Annotated in this window: 14 protein-coding genes and 1 pseudogene; 9 read left to right on the forward strand and 6 right to left on the reverse strand. The window is 66.7% G+C overall.

Annotated elements, in window-relative coordinates:
- Entirely contained in the window at positions 1-2112 is a 2112-nt protein-coding gene (locus ABEA50_RS03065; protein ID WP_345493446.1) for an ATP-binding protein, read from the forward strand.
- Here the strand turns inward: ABEA50_RS03065 and ABEA50_RS03070 are convergent.
- The gene (locus ABEA50_RS03070; RefSeq protein ID WP_345493447.1) at positions 2057-3253 is read right to left on the reverse strand and encodes an RNA-guided endonuclease InsQ/TnpB family protein; all 1197 of its coding nucleotides are present in this window, start codon (positions 3251-3253) and stop codon (positions 2057-2059) included. The genes ABEA50_RS03065 and ABEA50_RS03070 overlap by 56 nt on opposite strands.
- A gap of 10 nt (positions 3254-3263) precedes the next feature.
- On the opposite strand from ABEA50_RS03070, the pseudogene ABEA50_RS03075 reads away from it, so the two are divergent.
- The 7 genes and pseudogenes from ABEA50_RS03075 to ABEA50_RS03105 form a co-directional block, all read left to right on the forward strand.
- A pseudogene (locus tag ABEA50_RS03075) lies at positions 3264-3456 on the forward strand (IS200/IS605 family transposase); the annotation flags it as partial.
- A gap of 51 nt (positions 3457-3507) precedes the next feature.
- Complete coding sequence (locus tag ABEA50_RS03080; RefSeq protein ID WP_345493448.1) at positions 3508-4668, forward strand: acyl-CoA dehydrogenase family protein; 1161 nt, start codon at positions 3508-3510, stop codon at positions 4666-4668.
- Complete coding sequence (locus ABEA50_RS03085; RefSeq protein WP_345493449.1) at positions 4665-5165, forward strand: MaoC family dehydratase; 501 nt, start codon at positions 4665-4667, stop codon at positions 5163-5165. Before ABEA50_RS03080 ends, ABEA50_RS03085 begins: the two co-directional genes overlap by 4 nt.
- Positions 5162-5974, forward strand: a complete 813-nt coding sequence (locus tag ABEA50_RS03090) for an HpcH/HpaI aldolase/citrate lyase family protein (protein ID WP_345493450.1) — start codon at positions 5162-5164, stop codon at positions 5972-5974. Before ABEA50_RS03085 ends, ABEA50_RS03090 begins: the two co-directional genes overlap by 4 nt.
- Positions 5975-6007: 33 nt before the next feature.
- Positions 6008-7993: an acetoacetate--CoA ligase gene (locus ABEA50_RS03095; protein WP_345493451.1), complete on the forward strand. Its 1986-nt coding sequence runs from the start codon at positions 6008-6010 to the stop codon at positions 7991-7993.
- Between the two features lie 89 nt (positions 7994-8082).
- Positions 8083-9432 (forward strand): cytochrome P450, encoded by a 1350-nt coding sequence (locus ABEA50_RS03100; protein WP_345493452.1) that lies wholly within the window; start codon positions 8083-8085, stop codon positions 9430-9432.
- 59 nt (positions 9433-9491) lie between these two features.
- Entirely contained in the window at positions 9492-10727 is a 1236-nt protein-coding gene (locus ABEA50_RS03105) for a TetR/AcrR family transcriptional regulator (protein ID WP_345493453.1), read from the forward strand.
- A 4-nt stretch (positions 10728-10731) separates the two neighbouring features.
- Here ABEA50_RS03105 and ABEA50_RS30875 read toward each other — a convergent pair whose 3' ends face one another.
- The 5 genes from ABEA50_RS30875 to mftA all read right to left on the reverse strand — a co-directional run bounded on the left by ABEA50_RS30875 (position 10732) and on the right by mftA (position 16724).
- The gene (locus ABEA50_RS30875) at positions 10732-11043 is read right to left on the reverse strand and encodes an MbtH family protein (protein WP_425577516.1); all 312 of its coding nucleotides are present in this window, start codon (positions 11041-11043) and stop codon (positions 10732-10734) included.
- Positions 11044-11902: 859 nt separating this feature from the next.
- Complete coding sequence (gene mftG, locus ABEA50_RS03115; RefSeq protein WP_345493454.1) at positions 11903-13438, reverse strand: mycofactocin dehydrogenase MftG; 1536 nt, start codon at positions 13436-13438, stop codon at positions 11903-11905.
- A gap of 11 nt (positions 13439-13449) precedes the next feature.
- The gene (gene mftF, locus ABEA50_RS03120) at positions 13450-14850 is read right to left on the reverse strand and encodes a mycofactocin biosynthesis glycosyltransferase MftF (protein ID WP_345493455.1); all 1401 of its coding nucleotides are present in this window, start codon (positions 14848-14850) and stop codon (positions 13450-13452) included.
- Positions 14851-15070: 220 nt separating this feature from the next.
- Entirely contained in the window at positions 15071-16618 is a 1548-nt protein-coding gene (gene mftC, locus ABEA50_RS03125; protein WP_345494632.1) for a mycofactocin radical SAM maturase, read from the reverse strand.
- 16 nt (positions 16619-16634) lie between these two features.
- Positions 16635-16724 carry a mycofactocin precursor MftA gene (mftA, locus tag ABEA50_RS30880; RefSeq protein ID WP_425577563.1) on the reverse strand — a complete coding sequence of 30 codons (90 nt, stop codon included), beginning with the start codon at positions 16722-16724 and terminating at the stop codon, positions 16635-16637.
- 402 nt (positions 16725-17126) lie between these two features.
- On the opposite strand from mftA, the gene mftR2 reads away from it, so the two are divergent.
- Positions 17127-17765, forward strand: a complete 639-nt coding sequence (mftR2, locus tag ABEA50_RS03135) for a mycofactocin system transcriptional regulator MftR2 (protein WP_345493457.1) — start codon at positions 17127-17129, stop codon at positions 17763-17765.
- Positions 17766-17768 lie beyond the last annotated feature (3 nt).

Below are 17768 nucleotides of genomic sequence, written 5' to 3' on the forward strand. Positions count from 1 at the left end.
ATGACGACGAAACCGCAAGGCACGGTTGCCGAGTTCGACACGATCCTGGTCGCCAATCGCGGCGAGATCGCGGTACGAGTGATCCGCACGTTGCGCACCATGGGAATTCGTTCCGTCGCGGTGTACAGCGACGCCGACGCCGAGGCCAGGCATGTGCGCGAGGCCGACACCGCCGTGCGCCTCGGCCCCGCCCCGGCCAGGGACAGCTACCTCGCCATCGACAAGGTGGTTGACGCGGCAGTACGCAGTGGGGCGCAGGCGGTTCATCCCGGCTACGGATTCCTTTCGGAGAACGCGCGATTCGCCGCCGCATTGGCCGAGGCGAACATCGTGTTCCTCGGCCCATCGGCCCGCGCGATCGAGGTGATGGGCGACAAGATCACCGCCAAGAAGACCGTGGCGGCGTTCGGCGTGCCGACCGTCCCCGGCCTCGCCGAGCCAGGGCTCACCGACGCGGCACTGATCACGGCCGCCACCGAAGTCGGCTACCCCGTGCTGGTGAAGCCCTCGGCGGGCGGTGGCGGAAAGGGCATGCGCCGCGTCGACGATCCCGCCGACCTGCCCGCCGCACTCGTCAGCGCCCGCCGCGAAGCCGCGGCGTCCTTCGGCGACGACACCCTGTTTCTCGAGCGCTTCGTCAGCAGGCCGCGCCACATCGAGGTACAGGTCCTCGCCGACGGCTTCGGCAATGTCATCCACCTCGGCGAACGCGAGTGCAGCTTGCAGCGACGGCACCAGAAGGTGATCGAGGAGGCGCCGTCGCCGCTGTTGGACGCGGCGACCCGGCAGCGCATCGGCACAGCGGCCTGCGACACCGCGCGCAGCGTCGACTACGTGGGCGTCGGCACCGTCGAGTTCATCGTCTCCGCCGACCGGCCGACGGAATTCTTCTTCATGGAGATGAATACCCGATTGCAGGTGGAACACCCGGTGACCGAACTGGTGACCGGAATCGACCTGGTGCAAGCCCAGGTTCGGGTGGCCGCGGGGCAGAAGCTGACGCTGGACCAAGACGACATTCGCATGGTCGGGCACGCCATCGAGGCCAGGGTGTATGCCGAGGACCCCGGCACGGGGTTCCTGCCCACCGGTGGCACCGTGGCAGCCCTGTCGGAGCCGGAAGGCGAAGGTGTACGCGTGGATTCGGGTCTGCTCGTCGGCACCGTCGTCGGTAGCGACTACGACCCGATGCTGTCGAAGATCATCGCGCACGCGGACGATCGCGACGCCGCACTCGCGAAACTCGATCGGGCGCTGGCCGACACCCTACTGCTCGGTGTCGGCAGCAATATCGACTTTCTGCGGTTTCTGCTTGCCGATACGGATGTCGCCGCAGGCCGCCTCGACACCGGATTACTCGACCGCCTCGTCACCGATTTCGTTCCGCACGTCGTCGACGCGGCGGAATTCTTCGCCGCCGCCACCTACCGTTGGCTGCGCAATTGGTCGCGACCGCGGCAAGGACCGTGGGATGTCCCGTCCGGGTGGCGTGTCGGCGCACCGGCACCCACCGTGCTCCGTCTGGCCGCAGGAGATCGGATCGAGCACGTGTACTCGACCGGCACCCCCGACGACGCGATCGTGCGCCTCGCTGACGGCGAAAATCACACCGTCCGTGCGTCTTTCGAGGGTCAGGCCCTGAACCTCACGCTCGACGGCGTTCTTCGGCGGTACCTGGTGCTCGAATCCGAAGGCCAACTGTGGGTAGCGGGCCCTCGTGGCATCGCCACCCTGCGCGAACTGCGCGAGGTAAACACCCTGCGCGCGTCCGAACACCTCGGCGACGCCGAAATCCGCAGTCCCATGCCGGGTTCGGTCATCGCACTGCCCGCGGCAGACAGCACGGTCGTCGCAGCGGGCGCCGTGGTGGCCGTGGTGGAGGCGATGAAGATGGAGCATTCGCTCACCGCGCCGTTCGCGGGTGTCGTCGAACTGCTCGTGCGCCAGGGCGCCCAGGTTCGACTCGACCAACCGCTGGTCCGTGTGCTCGCCGAAACACCACCCGCCGACGACACCTCGAAAACCGCCGACCGACCCCCCGAGAAGGACTCTCGACTTAACCCTTCCCCGCGGATAATTCCGGGGGATTTCCAGCTCGGACCGCGCCACTAACCGCCCCGGAGGGAGGCCAGCGATGTCTTACGTCGTCAACACTGACACGGTCGAGTTCTACCGTGGCCGCCAAAATCACTCTGGCAGCGTTACGATCTCGGTCCTCGGTGTGGCCACACTCGGCACACTCGAAGACACGCACATCCAGTTCGAGCCGCTGCTTGGCTCTCGCACCACAGCTCGAACAGGTCATCGTCGTATAGGCGGGCGCAACCAGCACCACCTTCCGGCCCGCCCGCGTAGCGCGCTCGATCAGCTCTCGTTTCGCGGCACCGATCGCGGCGTCGGCCGCTTTCCTGGCCATCGTGGATTTCGCCAGGAACTTCGGTTTGAAGTCCTCGACCGCAAGGGTGTGGTGGTCGGCGACTACACGACGCGCCCACACGCGGGCGGCGTGCGTGTTCTGCCGGGCCGCCTTCTTGGAGATCTTCGCCGCCTGTCGGCGTGCACACTGGTAGCCCGCACTCGGAGCTTGCCCACGTGCACGACGTCGGCGTGCCATCTTCCGTTGCGCGCGAGCCAATTCGGCCGCACACCGTTTCCGATGCCCACCGTAGGGCAGGTCATACAAGGGGTCGGTGGTGGTGGCCGTTGTGGACACACCCCAGTCGATACCGATACCACCGGTCGCGGCAGGAACACTGGTGCCGATCTCGCGGCGCACCACGAACGACGCGTACCAGTGGCTGAGCGAATCCTGGTAAACGCGAACCGAAGTCGGCTCGGAGAGAAACTCCCGCGACCACACAATCGGCACGACGACCTTACCGGGCAGGCGCAGACGACCGGCCTTGATCGAGAATCCGCGCGTCGTGTACTCCAGGGACGGCAGAGACTTCTTGCGGGACTTCACGGCCGGGCAGCCGCGCCCTTTCACCGTGAACGAGTGGTCGAGCGCCCGGGAGTAGGTACGCAGTGTTTGTTGTTGCGCGACCTGAGAACCCGCACGCAACCATGCGGTTCGACCGCGAGCTTCGGTGAGCATTTTCGACAGTTGTCCGAAAACCGGTCTCTGTCCGGAACGCTGCCGGTGGACGGCTTCGTTCCACAAAAACCGGCAACGACGCCATTCGGATTCGAGCGCGCGCACCGCTTGCGCGCCGGGGCGCAAGCGGTAGGTGTAACGCACAACCTCGACCATACGTTCGACTATAGATCCACAGTTCGGGATCACCGACTGGTCAAGCAGATCAAGGGCAGCCCCCGCGTGTGCTGTGGGCGGAGTTCCCGTCGCTCACATCCCGGCTGCCCACTTTATGAACCAACTCGTACTTCGTCGCCACACTCGGCGGCGCGACCCTGGAGGTAGTGAAACGTTATGTCGAGAATCAGAAAAATGCTTGACCCCGATTCCTCCCCACGCCTGAAGGCGGGGGTTTCCACGGGGCCCACCCAATGACCGACTTCCTGTCCACCGGCACCCTGCCGCAGGAGTACCGGGACCTGGCCATGACCGTCCGCGATTTCGCGCGCACCGTCGTCGCTCCCGTCGCCGCGGAACACGATGCCAACCACACCTTTCCCTACGAGGTGGTGGCGGGCATGGCGGAGATGGGCCTGTTCGGCCTGCCGTTCCCCGAGGAGTACGGCGGCATGGGCGGCGACTACTTCGCGCTGTGCCTCGCACTGGAGGAACTCGGCAAGGTCGACCAGAGTGTGGCGATCACCCTGGAGGCAGGCGTCTCACTCGGCGCCATGCCGGTATACCGCTTCGGCAACGACAAGCAGCGTCAGGAATGGCTGCCGCGCTTGACCAGTGGGCGATCGCTGGCCGCCTTCGGTCTCACCGAACCCGGCGCGGGCAGCGACGCGGGAGGCACCCGCACAACCGCCGTCGCCGACGGGGGATCGTGGATCATCAACGGCAGCAAGCAATTCATCACCAACTCCGGCACCGACATCACCGAACTGGTGACGGTGACCGCGGTAACCGGTGCCTCCGGCGGCAAGAAGGAGATCTCCACGATCCTCGTTCCGGCCGATACCGAAGGATTCGTCGCCGAGCCCGCCTACAACAAGGTCGGCTGGAACGCCTCCGACACCCATCCACTCAGCTTCACCGACGTGCGGGTGCCCGAGGAGAACCTGCTCGGCGAACGCGGCCGCGGGTACGCCAACTTCCTGCGGATTCTCGACGAGGGTCGCATCGCGATCGCCGCGCTCTCGGTCGGCGCCGCGCAGGGCTGCGTCGACGAGAGCGTGCGCTACGCCGGTGAGCGCGAGGCATTCGGCCGCACGATCGGCCGTAATCAGGCCATCGCGTTCAAGATCGCCCGCATGGAGGCGCGCGCGCAGGCCGCCCGCGCCACCTACTACGACGCCGCTGCGCTGATGCTCGCGGGCAAGCCCTTCAAGAAGCAGGCCGCGATCGCGAAGCTGGTCGCCAGCGAGGCGGCGATGGACAATGCCAGGGACGCCACGCAGGTCTTCGGCGGCTACGGGTTCATGAACGAGTACACCGTGGCGCGCCACTACCGCGACAGCAAGATCCTGGAGGTCGGCGAGGGCACCACGGAGGTTCAGCTGATGCTGATCGGACGGGAGTTGGGTTTATGAGCGACACACCGGCACCCACCCGGCGGGCCGTCGTGCAGCGCGGGTTGTGGTTCGAGGAGTTCGACCCCGACGTGGTCTACGAGCACCGACCGGGCCGCACCATCACCGAGGCCGACAACGTCCTGTTCACCACGCTGACGATGAATACCCAGGCGCTGCACCTGGACGCGGCGGCCAGCGAGCAGTTGGCGCCGTTCCATCAGCGCCTGGTGAATTCGATGTTCACCCTGTCGACGCTGATCGGGCTCTCGGTCGCCCAGCTCACCCAGGGCACGATCCTGGCCAACCTCGGCTTCGAGGAGGTCACCTTCCCGAAACCGCTGTTCCACGGCGACACCATGTACGCCGAAACGGTGGTCACCGCGAAACGGAAATCGGCAAGCCGCCCCGGCACCGGCATCGTCACCTTCGCGCACACGGCGCGCAATCAGCACGGTGACGTGGTCGCGACCGCGGTACGTCAGACGATGGTGCGCACACGACCGGAGGAATCATGAGTTGGACGATGCCGGGGCCCGCCTGGTTGTTCTGCCCGGCGGATCGACCCGAGCGATACGCCAAGGCCGCCGCTGCGGCGGATGTGGTGATCCTCGACCTGGAGGACGGCGTGGCCGCCGCGGACAAGGTGGACGCACGCGCGGCTCTGCTCGAGCATCCCCTGGACCCGGAGACCACCGTGGTCCGGGTGAACGCCGCGGACACCGAAGACCAAGCGCTCGACCTCGCCGCGCTCGCACGCACCGATTACTGCCGGGTGATGTTACCGAAATGCGAGTCGGCGCAACAGGTTACGGCACTGGGTGCGCTCGAGGTGATCGTGCTCGTGGAATCTCCGCTCGGCGCGCTCACGGTGAGCACGGCGGTGACCGCACCCAACGCCATCGGCGTGATGTGGGGCGCCGAAGACCTGGTCGCCGCGCTCGGTGGCACCTCGAGTAGGAACGCCGAGGGCGGCTACCGGGACGTGGCGCGGCACGTGCGCTCCACCGCCTTGCTCGCGGCCAAGGCACACGGCAGGTTCGCGCTGGATTCGGTGTATCTCGACATCCACGATCTGGACGGACTGCGCGCCGAGGCCGTGGACGCGGTAGCGGTCGGCTTCGACGCCAAGGTGGCGATCCATCCAGGTCAGGTACCGGTCCTGCGCGCAGCCTACGCACCGTCGGACCGGGAGATCGATTGGGCGCGAAGGGTACTCGACGAGGTGCCCAAGCATCGCGGCGTCTTCGCATTCGAGGGTCGGATGGTCGACGGGCCGCTGCTGCGCCACGCCGAACAGATCGTGCGCCGCGCCGAACACGGATAAGTAAACAATCGCCAATAGTCAGGAGGACCACCGGTGCAACCACAATGGGCGCCGAACCCACGCGAGATCGCCGAGGCCAGAATCACCGACTTCGCGACCTACGTCGAGGGACGCACGGGCACCGCCGTGGCGGATTACCACGCGTTGTGGCAGTGGTCGGTCGAGGATCTGCGCGGCTTCTGGCTCGCGGTCTGGGACTACTTCCGCCTCGACGACATCGCCGACGGCGTGCCCGACGGCGGCATCTCCCCCGACGGGGTGCTCGCCGAGGAGACGATGCCCGGCGCGCGGTGGTTTCCCGGCATCCGGCTGAACTACGTCGACCAGGTCGCGCGGCACGCACGCACCGATCGGCCCGCCATCGTGCAGGCCGCCGAGGACGGCGGGGTACGCGAGGTGTCCTGGGCCGAATTGCTCGACAGCACGGCCGCGTTCGCGCAGGCCCTGCGTGCGAGCGGGGTGCGCCGCGGCGACCGGGTGGCCGGGTATCTGCCGAATATCGCCGAGTCGGTGATCGCGTTCCTCGCCACCGCGAGCATCGGCGCCGTCTGGAGTGCGTGCGGCCAGGACTACTCGGCCAAGGCCGCCCTGGATCGACTCGGTCAGCTCGAACCCACCGTGCTCGTCACCGCCGACGGCTACCGATACGGCGGCAAGGAGCACGACAAGCGCGCCGATATCGCCGCGTTGCGCGCGGGACTCGACTCGGTGCGTGCCACCTTCACCGTCTCGCAGCTCGGACTGGAGGTACCCGGCACCACGCCGTGGCAGGAGGCGATCACCGCGCATTCGACGGCCGTATTACGCACGGAGCCGGTCGAATTCGAGCACCCGCTGTGGATCGTGTTCTCCTCCGGCACCACTGGCCTGCCGAAGGGCATCATGCACGGCCACGGCGGTGTTCTGCTCGAACATCTCAAAGCCGTGGGGTTGCAGAACGATCTCGGCCCCGACGACACCTTCTTCTGGTACACCAGCCCGAGCTGGATGATGTGGAATTTCCTGGTCGGCGGCCTGCTCGGCGGCTCGACCATCGTCTGCTACGACGGCAGCCCCACCTACCCCGGCCCGGACGCGTTGTGGCGCATCACCGCCCAGGTGCGCGCGACCGCGCTCGGCACCAGCCCCGGCTATGTGCTGGCCTGCATCAAGGCCGGTGCGGTCCCCAAGGACGAGCACGATCTGTCGGCGCTGCGCGTCGTGGGAATCAGCGGCTCCGCGCTGCCCGCCGCGTCGTCGGTGTGGTTGAACGAGAACGCGGGCGATCGCGTCCCCGTCGCCTCGCTCAGCGGCGGCACCGACGTGGTCTCCGCTTTCGTCGGCGGTGCGCGCACCGTCCCGGTGTGGCCGGGTGAACTCTCGGCACGCTATCTCGGTACGGCGATGGAGGCGTTCGACCCCGAGGGTCGCCCGGTGCGCGACGAGGTCGGCGAGCTGGTGATCACCAGGCCGATGCCGTCCATGCCGATCGGCTTCTGGGGTGATACCGACGGAAAGCGTTACCACGACGCCTATTTCGACACCTACCCCGGGATTTGGCGCCACGGCGACTGGATCACCATCACCGACCGCGACAGTGTCGTGGTGCACGGCCGTTCCGACTCCACCCTCAACCGCCACGGCATCCGCATGGGCAGCGCCGACATATACCAGTGCGTCGAAGCGTTCCCCGAGGTCGCGGAGGCCCTCGTCATCGGCGCCGAACAACCCGACGGTGGCTACTGGATGCCACTGTTTCTGGTACTCGCACCGGGGCAGACGCTCTCCGACGACCTGACCCGCCGGATCGCCACCGCCATCCGCACCGAGGTCTCCCCCCGCCACGTCCCCGACGAAATCCTGCTCGCCCCAGGCATTCCGCACACCCGCACCGGCAAGAAACTCGAGGTACCCATCAAGAAACTGTTCCAGGGTCACGACCCCGAAGGGATCGTGGAACGCAGCGCGGTCGACAACCCCGATCTGCTCGATTGGTACCGCACGATCCGCCCCGCCGAGCCGGGCGTTGGCACGAGATAGCACAAACTGGCCACACCGTCGGCATAGACCGCAGCAGCCGATTCTCTTAGCGTGGTGAACGAACATGTCGAGACACGGTGGAGGTGGCCATGGCCATTCGAGACATTCGAGCGCACGGCCGAACTACGGACGAGGTCACGCGGACGCCGCCGGGTTCGCGGTTGCCCGCGCTGCTGCAAACCGTGCTGTTCCAACGGGATCGGGTGAAGTTCCTCACCGCGCAGGCCGCGCGCCACGGCGAGGTGTTCGCGCTGCGCATTCCGCCGTTCTCCGATTATTCGGTGGTGTTCTCCCGACCCGAGGACATCAAGGAGATCTTCGCTGGCGACCCGCGGGACCTGCACGCGGGCGAAGGCAACCAGATCCTCGGCGATGTCATGGGTCGGCACTCGCTGCTGCTGACCGACGAGGACACCCACGCGCGGGCGCGGCGACTGCTGATGCCCGCGTTCAACGGCCAAGCGCTGCGCGGTTATCGCGCGCTGGTCGCCGAGATCGCTGCCGCCGAGGCCGAGCGCTGGCCCGACGCCGCCACGGTGACCACCCTCGACCGGATGAACGCGCTCACCCTCGAGGTGATCGTGCGGGTGGTCTTCGGTGTCACCGACGCGCACACCTATGACCGGCTCGCACCGGGGTTGCGCCGCATCGTGCAGCTCAACCCGCTGGTGTTCCTCGGCGCACGCAACGCGCGGCTGCGCAGGTTCGGACCGTGGAAACGCTTCGCCGACAATCTGACCGCCGTCGACGATCTGCTCTACAGCGAGATCGCCGCTCGCAGAGTCGCACCCGACCTCGCCGAACGCACCGACGTCCTGTCCAAGTTGTTGCAGGTCGGCGCGACCGACGCCGATCAAGCGCTCACCGACGCCGAGCTGCGCGACCAACTGATCACACTGTTGCTCGCCGGGCACGAGACCACCGCGTCGGCGCTGGCGTGGACGCTGCACGAGCTTGCCGCGCACCCCGAGATCCACCGCGCCGCCGCCGCGGCCGCCGAACGCGGCGACGAGAAGTTCCTCGAGGCGGTGCTCAAGGAGGGGATGCGGCTGCACACCGTGATCAACGGCACCAACCGCAAACTGACCAGGGACATGACGATCGGTGGGTGGTCGTTACCCGCTGGCACGGTGGTCAACACCTCGATCGTGCTCGCCCACCACCGCGACGGCAACTACGACGATGTGGCCGCCTTCCGCCCCGAGCGCTTTCTCGACGGCGCGGTGGCACCGAATACCTGGCTGCCGTTCGGTGGCGGGGTTCGCCGGTGCATCGGCGCCGGTTTCTCGCTGATGGAGGGCACCGCGGTGCTCAGGGAAATACTTGTCCGCCACAGCCTTTCACTGCCGGAGGGGACTGGAGCGGAGACCCCACGCACCAGAAACATCACCACGGTGCCGCGCGGAAAGGCTCCGATCACCGTCACCCGGCTGCGCTGACCCCGCGATGGTGACCAGCCGGGACCCACCACCGAGTCCTGATCGTTACCATGACAGGCATGACTGTCGACAATCGCCATCCGGCGCGTAGTGCGACCAGCGGCGAGTCGGCACCACGGGAGGTCCGGCGCAGACCGAAGAACCGGCGCGCGCAGATCGCCGCCGCCTCGGCCGCCGCGTTCGGTTCACACGGCTATCACGGCGTGAGCATGGAGGGCATCGCCGCCGAGCTCGGCATCAGTTCGGCGGCACTGTATCGCCATTATCCCAGCAAATACTCGCTGTTTCGGGAAGAACTGCTGCGGGTGGGCACGGCGATGTCGGCCTCGGCGCACCTGCCGGAGGCGGCGCAGAATTGGTCACCGCGACAGCGACTGTGGCACATCCTCGACACGCTCATCGCGACCGCGATCGACAACCGCGCCACCCTCACCCTGGTGCGCTGGGAAGTGCGCTACCTCGACCCCGCCGACCTGGCCACGCTGATCGACGAGCAGAAAACGCTCACCGTCGCACTCGAAACCCACCTCGGCGATATCCGCCCCGAGCTGTCGCGCGCCGACCTACGGGTGCTGCGCGCCTCGGTGCTCAGTGTGGTCACCAGTATCGCCGACCACCGCGCCACGCTCCCCACCAAATCGCTTGCCGCACTACTCAATGCGGCCTGCGCGGCGATTGTCACCGCCGAACTTCCCGATCCGCGCCCCGACGAGGCGACGGTGGCGTCGGTCGAGATTCCCGACTCGTTCAAACACGAACTTTTACTGCACAAATCGGCGGAGTTGTTCCATGAACACGGTTATCCGAACGTCAGCATGGACGACATCGCAACGGCCGCAGGGCTTTCCGCCGCGTCGGCGGTCTACCGGTTTTATCGCGGCAAGAGCGATCTACTCGCCGCGGCGTTCCGGCGTGGCGCCGAGATGGTCTCCGGCGCGATTCGCGCGGCCGTCGCCGACTCGACCGACGCCGAGGTCACGCTGACCACACTGATCGAACACTATGTCGCGCGGTCGTTCGCCGAGCGCGCGCTCAGCTTCGTGTATTACACGGAGTTCCAACATGTTCCGGTCGACGAACGGACCGTGCTGCGCAATATCCAGCGACTCAGTGTCGAAGAATGGGCGAGGCTGTTACGCGAGGTGCGCCCGGAACTGTCGCCCGTACAGGCGCGTATTCATATCCACGCCGCCTTCGCCATGGTGGTGGATCTGGGACGCGCCTTCGGCAATCGTCCGACGGCTTCACAGGAACGGGTGCGCTGGCTGATGCGCCAGGTACTGTTCGGCGTATAGCCGCTCAGGCCTCGGCCTCGCTGGGCACCGCGGTATCCGCCACCCGTCCCGGCACGGTCGGGCTGCTGATCGCCGCGCTGAGCACGGGCGAATCGGTCGCGACCCGCAGACCGGAACGTTCTTCGATCAGCGAGGTCGGCCGCATGTCCTGCCAATGCACCTCGACGTAGTGCAGGCACGATTTCCGGTCGGCCGCACCGTAAGCGACGGTCCAGCCGCCGGGGACAGCACCGAAGATCGGCCACAAACAGTGCTCGCCGTCCCGATTGACCAGCACGTAGAACTTGGCGCTGTCATCATCGAAGGGATTGGTCATGGCGCTGTTCCTACTTTCGTTTTCCGCCCGGTGTCGGGACATGGTGTGCGAATCGTCGCCCGGCGACGAAGCCTGTTCGGCACGGGTATTCGACCGAGGCGCAAGAGATTTCGGCGGTATCGCGGCACGAGAACGGCGGCGGCGAGTGCCGGGTGATCAGGAAAATGGGGAATGCGCGAAATCAGCTCCACGGCAGTGGGATCGCCAGTCGAGTGTGCTGCGCATCCCCGCCGGTGCCGGACCTTCCCCGAGTCCGGCACCGGCGAAGCATGTGGTGGCAACGCGTTCGCGATCGAACCCGGCCACTCCGGTCCCAGGGTACCGCTGACCACTACTTTGTCAGCCGCTTCGACACCGATTGATTTCGCGTCGTCACGACGGTGCCCGAGAATCCACCGGAAACCGGACCGGTAATCACGGCAGAACCGTCGGGATCCCACCTCGAAAATTGGATCAAAGCTGTTGCACGACAACATATATCGATCATGCATCACACCGCACTCGGCGGCTGGATACCTCCGTGCCTGACCCGTGGGATTCTGCGCGAAGTCCGACACGCGCGGCGGCGAGTTCGGACACCGTTGCGACGGTGGATAATTCGTGATGCCGGTATCCGCCACTAGCAAACCCCCCGGTGTCATGACCTGTCCTCGACCACGCGGCGCGCAAACGCGCGACCTACATCACCGACAAGTATGCCCACCATGAATAAAAACGCCACACTTCACTCTCGATACCTGGCGGTCCCGCCGCATCGGCTCGGTCCGAGAATACCGACGACGAACCTCGGCGCACCCACGTTGTGAGCTTCCGCTCGATTCACCTCGGACTGCTATCGGTACGAGGATGCCGTCGCGCCTTACCAACCCTGTTCGCGCACACCGACTGCGGCTCGCTCCGCGACCATTACCGTCGTCGCGAAAGGCCCTCGGCTCAATGGCACCGGAAAAATACTCCCGTCGACAATGGACAATCCGGATATTCCACGCACACGACAGTATTCGTCCACCACCGCGCGCTCGTCATCCTCGGTTCCCATCCGGCAAGTCCCCGACAAATGCTGGGACGTGGATAAATTCGCACGCAACCACCGATCGGCCGCGCTCGATCGCACGGGAACCGGGTCGCTTGCCCACGACCCCGCCATCGCGTCCACCACCCCGCGCGCGAGGCCAACGGCCGAACGCAACCGGCCACGATCACCCTCATCCGCGAGATATCGATGCTCGAGAACCGGCGCCACCGCGGGATCCGCCGACCGCAAACGCAGCATCCCCGTCGACTCAGGACGCATCAGCCCGACGCCCAGACGCCGCAGACCCGGCGCGAACGACACCGTGTACGGACGGAATTCGACGTCGTCGCGTTCGAGCACATACTCGAGCACCACGCTGCGCTGCATCGGCCCCGCCAGCCGATAGTCGATCCCGATCTCGGGATGATCGGTGAATCCGACACCCACCTGCGCCGAGCACACCACCGCGATCCCCAACGCGCGCAACTGCGCGACCGGGCCCACCCCTGAGCGCAACAGCAGAGCCGCGGACTCCACCGCACCGGCACACACCACCACCCGATCCGCGAACGCTGTCCCGGTATGCCCGGCACGCTCGAAATCCACCCCGACCGCGCGAGTACCCGCGAACCGAACGCGCGTCACCGAAGTCGCACCGGCCACCGTCAGATTCGGTCGCGACATCGCGGGCAACAGGTGACTGAGCGCGGTGCTCACCCGCACATCGTCGACCACATTGCACGGCACCGGCCCGACACCCTCGCTCACCCCGTGGCCTGACGCCGGATTCAGATCCGCCACCTCGGGGAAACCGAGCGCCACGCAGGCCGAGGCGAACGCGCCGCTGAGCGCGACCGGATTCGCCGTGCGCCGCACCGGGATCGGGCCGTCACCGCCGTGCCAGCTCCGGTCACCGAAGTCCAGATCCCGCTCGACACGGCGATAATGCGGCAGCACCGAATGCCACGACCAGGTCGGGCTACCACCGAGTTCCGCACGCCACGCGGCGTGATCGGACTCGGTCGCCCGAACGAAATAGCCCCCGTTGATCGCGCCGGATCCGCCGAGCACGCTGCCGCGCACCAAGCCGCCGACAACGCCTCGGACCGCCTCGGTGGCACGCTCGGCATCCACTTCCGCGCCATCGGCTACCTCGCCACCAGCTACCTCGGCCAAGGTTGTCGCGTACTGCCGGTTCCACGGTGATCGCGACTCGACGGGTAAACCGGTCGCGTCGAGCAGTGGCGCAGGAATCCGCGCGCGCCCTGACCACACCGGCCCCGCCTCCAGCACCACCACCTCGTGCTCGGCGTCCTCGCTCAGTCGCGCGGCGAGCACACACCCGGCGCTGCCCGCACCGACGATCAGCGTGCGCGTCATCCGGTCCCGCGCTACCGCATCGGCATGGTGGGCTTCAACGAGGCCAGACTGCGCGCCCGAAAAGCACCGAGCCACAGGCCGGTCCCGTAGGCGATGTCATCGAGCCGCTTGTAGGCCACATAGCGCACAGGGTCCAAGCCGCCGGAATCGCGGTGGGTGAACCAGTCGGCGAGACCGTCGGCGGCGGCCATGGTGAGCGCGATCCGTCGGACCCGCCGCGAGGCGAGCATCGCGATCAACGTCACCGGCCAATAGTGCCGACACATCGCCGAGGACAACCGCCACAAGCCGGCGAAGAACCCGCGCGCCAGATAGATGGCCGCGATCCTGGTCGGATTGTCCAGTCCCCCGAATACCCGACGTAGTCGAGTCAACGCGGTGCCCATGGTGAGCAGCCCACCCAGCAGACCCCACTTGGTGCAGGTCCCGAACAGAACCACCGCCAACACCGTCCACGAGGGCACCGACAACGGCGGCACCGCACCGGGGTGACGCTCACTCAGCGCGGCGGCACCCGTGCCGTAGAACAGCTTTCGTCCGAACCACGATCCGAAGGCGACACGATGGTCGTGGGCGACATGCGCCGCGGGTTCATAGCGCAACCGCCAGCCCGCGCGCTCGAGTCGCCAGCACAGGTCGACATCCTCCGCGACCTGCATGGATTCGTCGAACCCCTCCTCAGCCATCAGCGCGCGACGCCGAACCAACAGCGCCGCGCTCGGCACATAGGTGACCGACCCCTGCGACTGCACCGCCGCCTCCCGTCGTCCCAGATCCAACGACGAACGGGTGTGCTCGTACCTGGCCAGCGCATTGGTCTCCGGATCGAGCGCGACGATCCTCGGCGCGACCAAGGCCACCTCGGGATCGCTGAAGTGCCCGAGCATCACCTCGAGCCACCCACTGCGCGGCACCACATCGGAGTCCAGGAACGCGACGAAGTCGGTTGCCGCCGCCCGCAATCCGGCATTGCGCGCGGCAGCGGGCCCCTGCTTGCGATCGTGGCGCAGCACGGTGACCCGAGACCTCGTCGCCTTGTTCGACGGGATCTGCACGGGAACATCGGAGCCGTCGTCGACCACGATGACGGTGTGCCCGCGCAATGCCGCCAGCAGTCTGGCCAGCCCATCGGGGTTGTTGTGTAGCGGTACGACCACGGTGACCTCGTCCGGTGACGGCAGCAACCGCGGACGCGGATTGGCCACACCGGAGTCGAGCAGCCGTCGAGCAACGACAGCGGACTTCGGGTCGGTCACCTCCAGGTACCCGTCGCCGATCATCTCGGCGGCCTCCGGGGCAAGTCGCAGCAACCGGGCGGGCGAACCGCCGATCAGCACACGACCACCAGAGTATGCGCGTACCCGTGGATCGATCCGCACCCCGAATCCGTCGGGCAGGCGATCATGGCGCATTCCTGGCATGTTAGGTGGAGATTCGCGCGCTGGCATCAGCAGTGGGTAAAAAAGGAAGGAAATACACACGAATGCGTCCTCGCGCCTCTTCCGCCATCCCGCAAAGTGTTGCTGCGAACCGGATTACACACTCCAGCAACCCGACGGCAATCGGCAATGGCAAGCCGAAGGACGCGTGTCGCACACCGACGACAACGCGTCCACGGCTACCATCTCGAACTCACGCGAGCGGGTTCTCATCACACGCGCGCGCCGGTGGACGCTCCGGCGAAAGCACCTCGGTGGGTCGCCCGACCGTCAAGGTCAGCGGCACCGGTCCCGGCTTACGGGAACGAGCCCGAGGCGTGGCCTTCCTCGAATGATCCACCGAGGAGCGCGGCACCATCCGGCTCGGATCCGCCAGCGCGGCCTCGCCGTAACCCTGCACGCACTCCGGATCGGGGCCGTCGGCGGGCAACCCGGTGAAGAACTTCGCCGCCATGCAACCGCCTCGGCAGCTGTCGTAGTGACTGCACGAGGCGCAGGCGCCGGCACCGGTGGGTTCGCGCAATTCGCCGAACAGTTCCGAGTGTTCCCACACCTCACGGAATCCACCATCGGTCACCACGTTTCCGGCACGGAACCGGTCGTGGATCGCGAACGGACACGCGTACACGTCGCCGAGCGGATCCACCAGGCAGACCACCCGACCCGCGCCGCACATGTTCAGTCCCGGCAGTGCCGAGCCGAACGCGGACAGGTGGAAGAACGAGTCACCGGTGAGCACGCCTTCGCCGTTGCGCACCAACCAGTCGTAGAGCACGCGCTGCTGATCGGCGGTGGGGTGCAGCTCATCCCACACATCCGCGCCGCGACCCGATGGCCGCAACCTGGTCAATCGCAGCGTGGCGCCGTACTTCTCGGCGATCGCGCGGAACTCGTCGAGCTGACCGATATTGTGCCTGGTCGCCACGACCGAGAGCTTCGCGTCCTTGAACCCCGCGGCGGCGAGATTCTCCAGCGCGCGAATCGCCGTGTCGTAGGAGCCCGCACCGCGGACGGCGTCGTTGACCTCCGCGTCGGCACCGTCGAGCGAGATCTGCACGTCCACGTAGTCGCTGACGGCAAGGCGGGCGGCGACCTCCGGGGTGATCCGAACCCCGTTGGTGGAGAACTTGACTCCGACGTGGTGGGCGGTGGCGTAATCGACCAACTCCCAGAAGTCCGGGCGCACGGTCGGTTCACCACCGCCGATATTGACGTAGAACACCTGCATACGCTCGAACTCGTCGATCAGCGCCTTGCACTGTTCGGTGCTCAGCTCCCTCGGATCGCGGCGACCCGAGGACGAAAGGCAGTGCACGCAAGACAGGTTGCAGGCGTAGGTGAGTTCCCAGGTGAGACAGATCGGTGCGGCCAAACCGGATTCGAACCGGTCGACCAGACGCACCGCGCGGTCACCCCCGTTGGCGTTCGATCCGGCGAACGCGCGAACCGACTCCGGCGCGAGGCTCGGCGCGTCGTCGGGCGCGGCGACCAGCATGTCCGAATCGACAAGCTGGTGCAGCGCTTTCACGTACTGATCGGTGTTGTCCTCGGCGATCCCCGCGGCGCGGACCGCGGCGCGCGCCGTGGGGTGGCTCGGCAGCGAGCGCACGATCTCGACGATCCGAGGACTCTTCAGGAAGGACAGCTTACGGGTGCCGAAGTGGTAGAGCAGCGCGCCGAACGGCTCCGGCCGCAACGCCACCCTCGGATGCAGCTGCCATCGGGTATCGAGATCGAGCATCATCGCAGATCACCTATCAGTAGACGCCGCACATGCCGTCGATGGACACCTCTTCGATGAGGGTCTCCTCGACCAGCGGTGCGTCCTCGTTGGTGCGGGATTCCACCGTCGAGACCGGTCCGGTCTTGTCGGTGTCGACGGATGTGTGGGAGCCGAGTTCCGGCATGGCTACCTCCCTGGGAGCGTTCGAATGGGCGGCCGTCGAATGTTGCCGCCGTCACACACGATAACGTCATCAGCTGACAAAATGGGAGGGTTTCGCGGAGATGATCCCGAACACGCTGGTCAACGCCGCAAGATCGCCTCGCGGCGAACCAGGACCGCGAGTCACACACAGGCCGCCCCCTCCCGGTGATCGCCCTCTAGACTTCGGATGGAAAAACGCTGAACAGAATGCGACGGGCAGTTGGCGCCCGCGGTGGTAGAGGTGGCATGGGAGTCGGACGAATGCAGGGGCACGGGGGCAGTAACACCCCGCGAGGCGAACTAGCGGCCCGGAGGCGACACCTTGCGTAACCACGCGGGACCGGGGGGTTCCCCGAATGGCACACTCTCGGAATCCGAGATCGTCGAGGCCGCGTTGCGGGTGGTGCGCCAGGACGGTGTGGAGAAGCTCTCGATGCGGCGCCTGTCGCGCGAGCTCGGGGTATCGCCGATGGCGCCGTACTACTACGTCGCCGACAAGCGCGAACTGCTCGACCTCGTGGCCAGTGCGGCGCTGATCGGCGTGCGGACTCCCCCCGCGGAATCCGGCACCTGGCAGCAGCGCCTGCGCGAACTGATCGATCAGATCGACGACAAGTTGCGGCGCCACCCCGGCCTCGGCGACATCCTGATCGAGCAGATGCTCGGCAAACAGCTCGACCTGATCGCCGCCGTCATGGCGATCCTCGCCGACGCGGGATTCAACGACCGCAACGTGCTGGCCGCCTACGCCACCATCCACACCTACCTGTTCGGCCGCAGCAGGGTGAACCCGCGTGATCGATCCGCACCCGCCGATGTCACGCTGCCCGACACGGTCGCGCGCGCTACCCGCTACATCGCGGACCTGCGAGGAAAGTACTCCTATGACTTCGGCATGGAGGTACTGATCGCCGGCCTGGAAGCCCAGCTTGTCCAGCAGTCGACTCTCGACGTACGATAAAAC

The organism is Nocardia callitridis, assembly GCF_039543305.1.
GTDB classification, from domain to species: Bacteria; Actinomycetota; Actinomycetes; order Mycobacteriales; family Mycobacteriaceae; genus Nocardia; species Nocardia callitridis.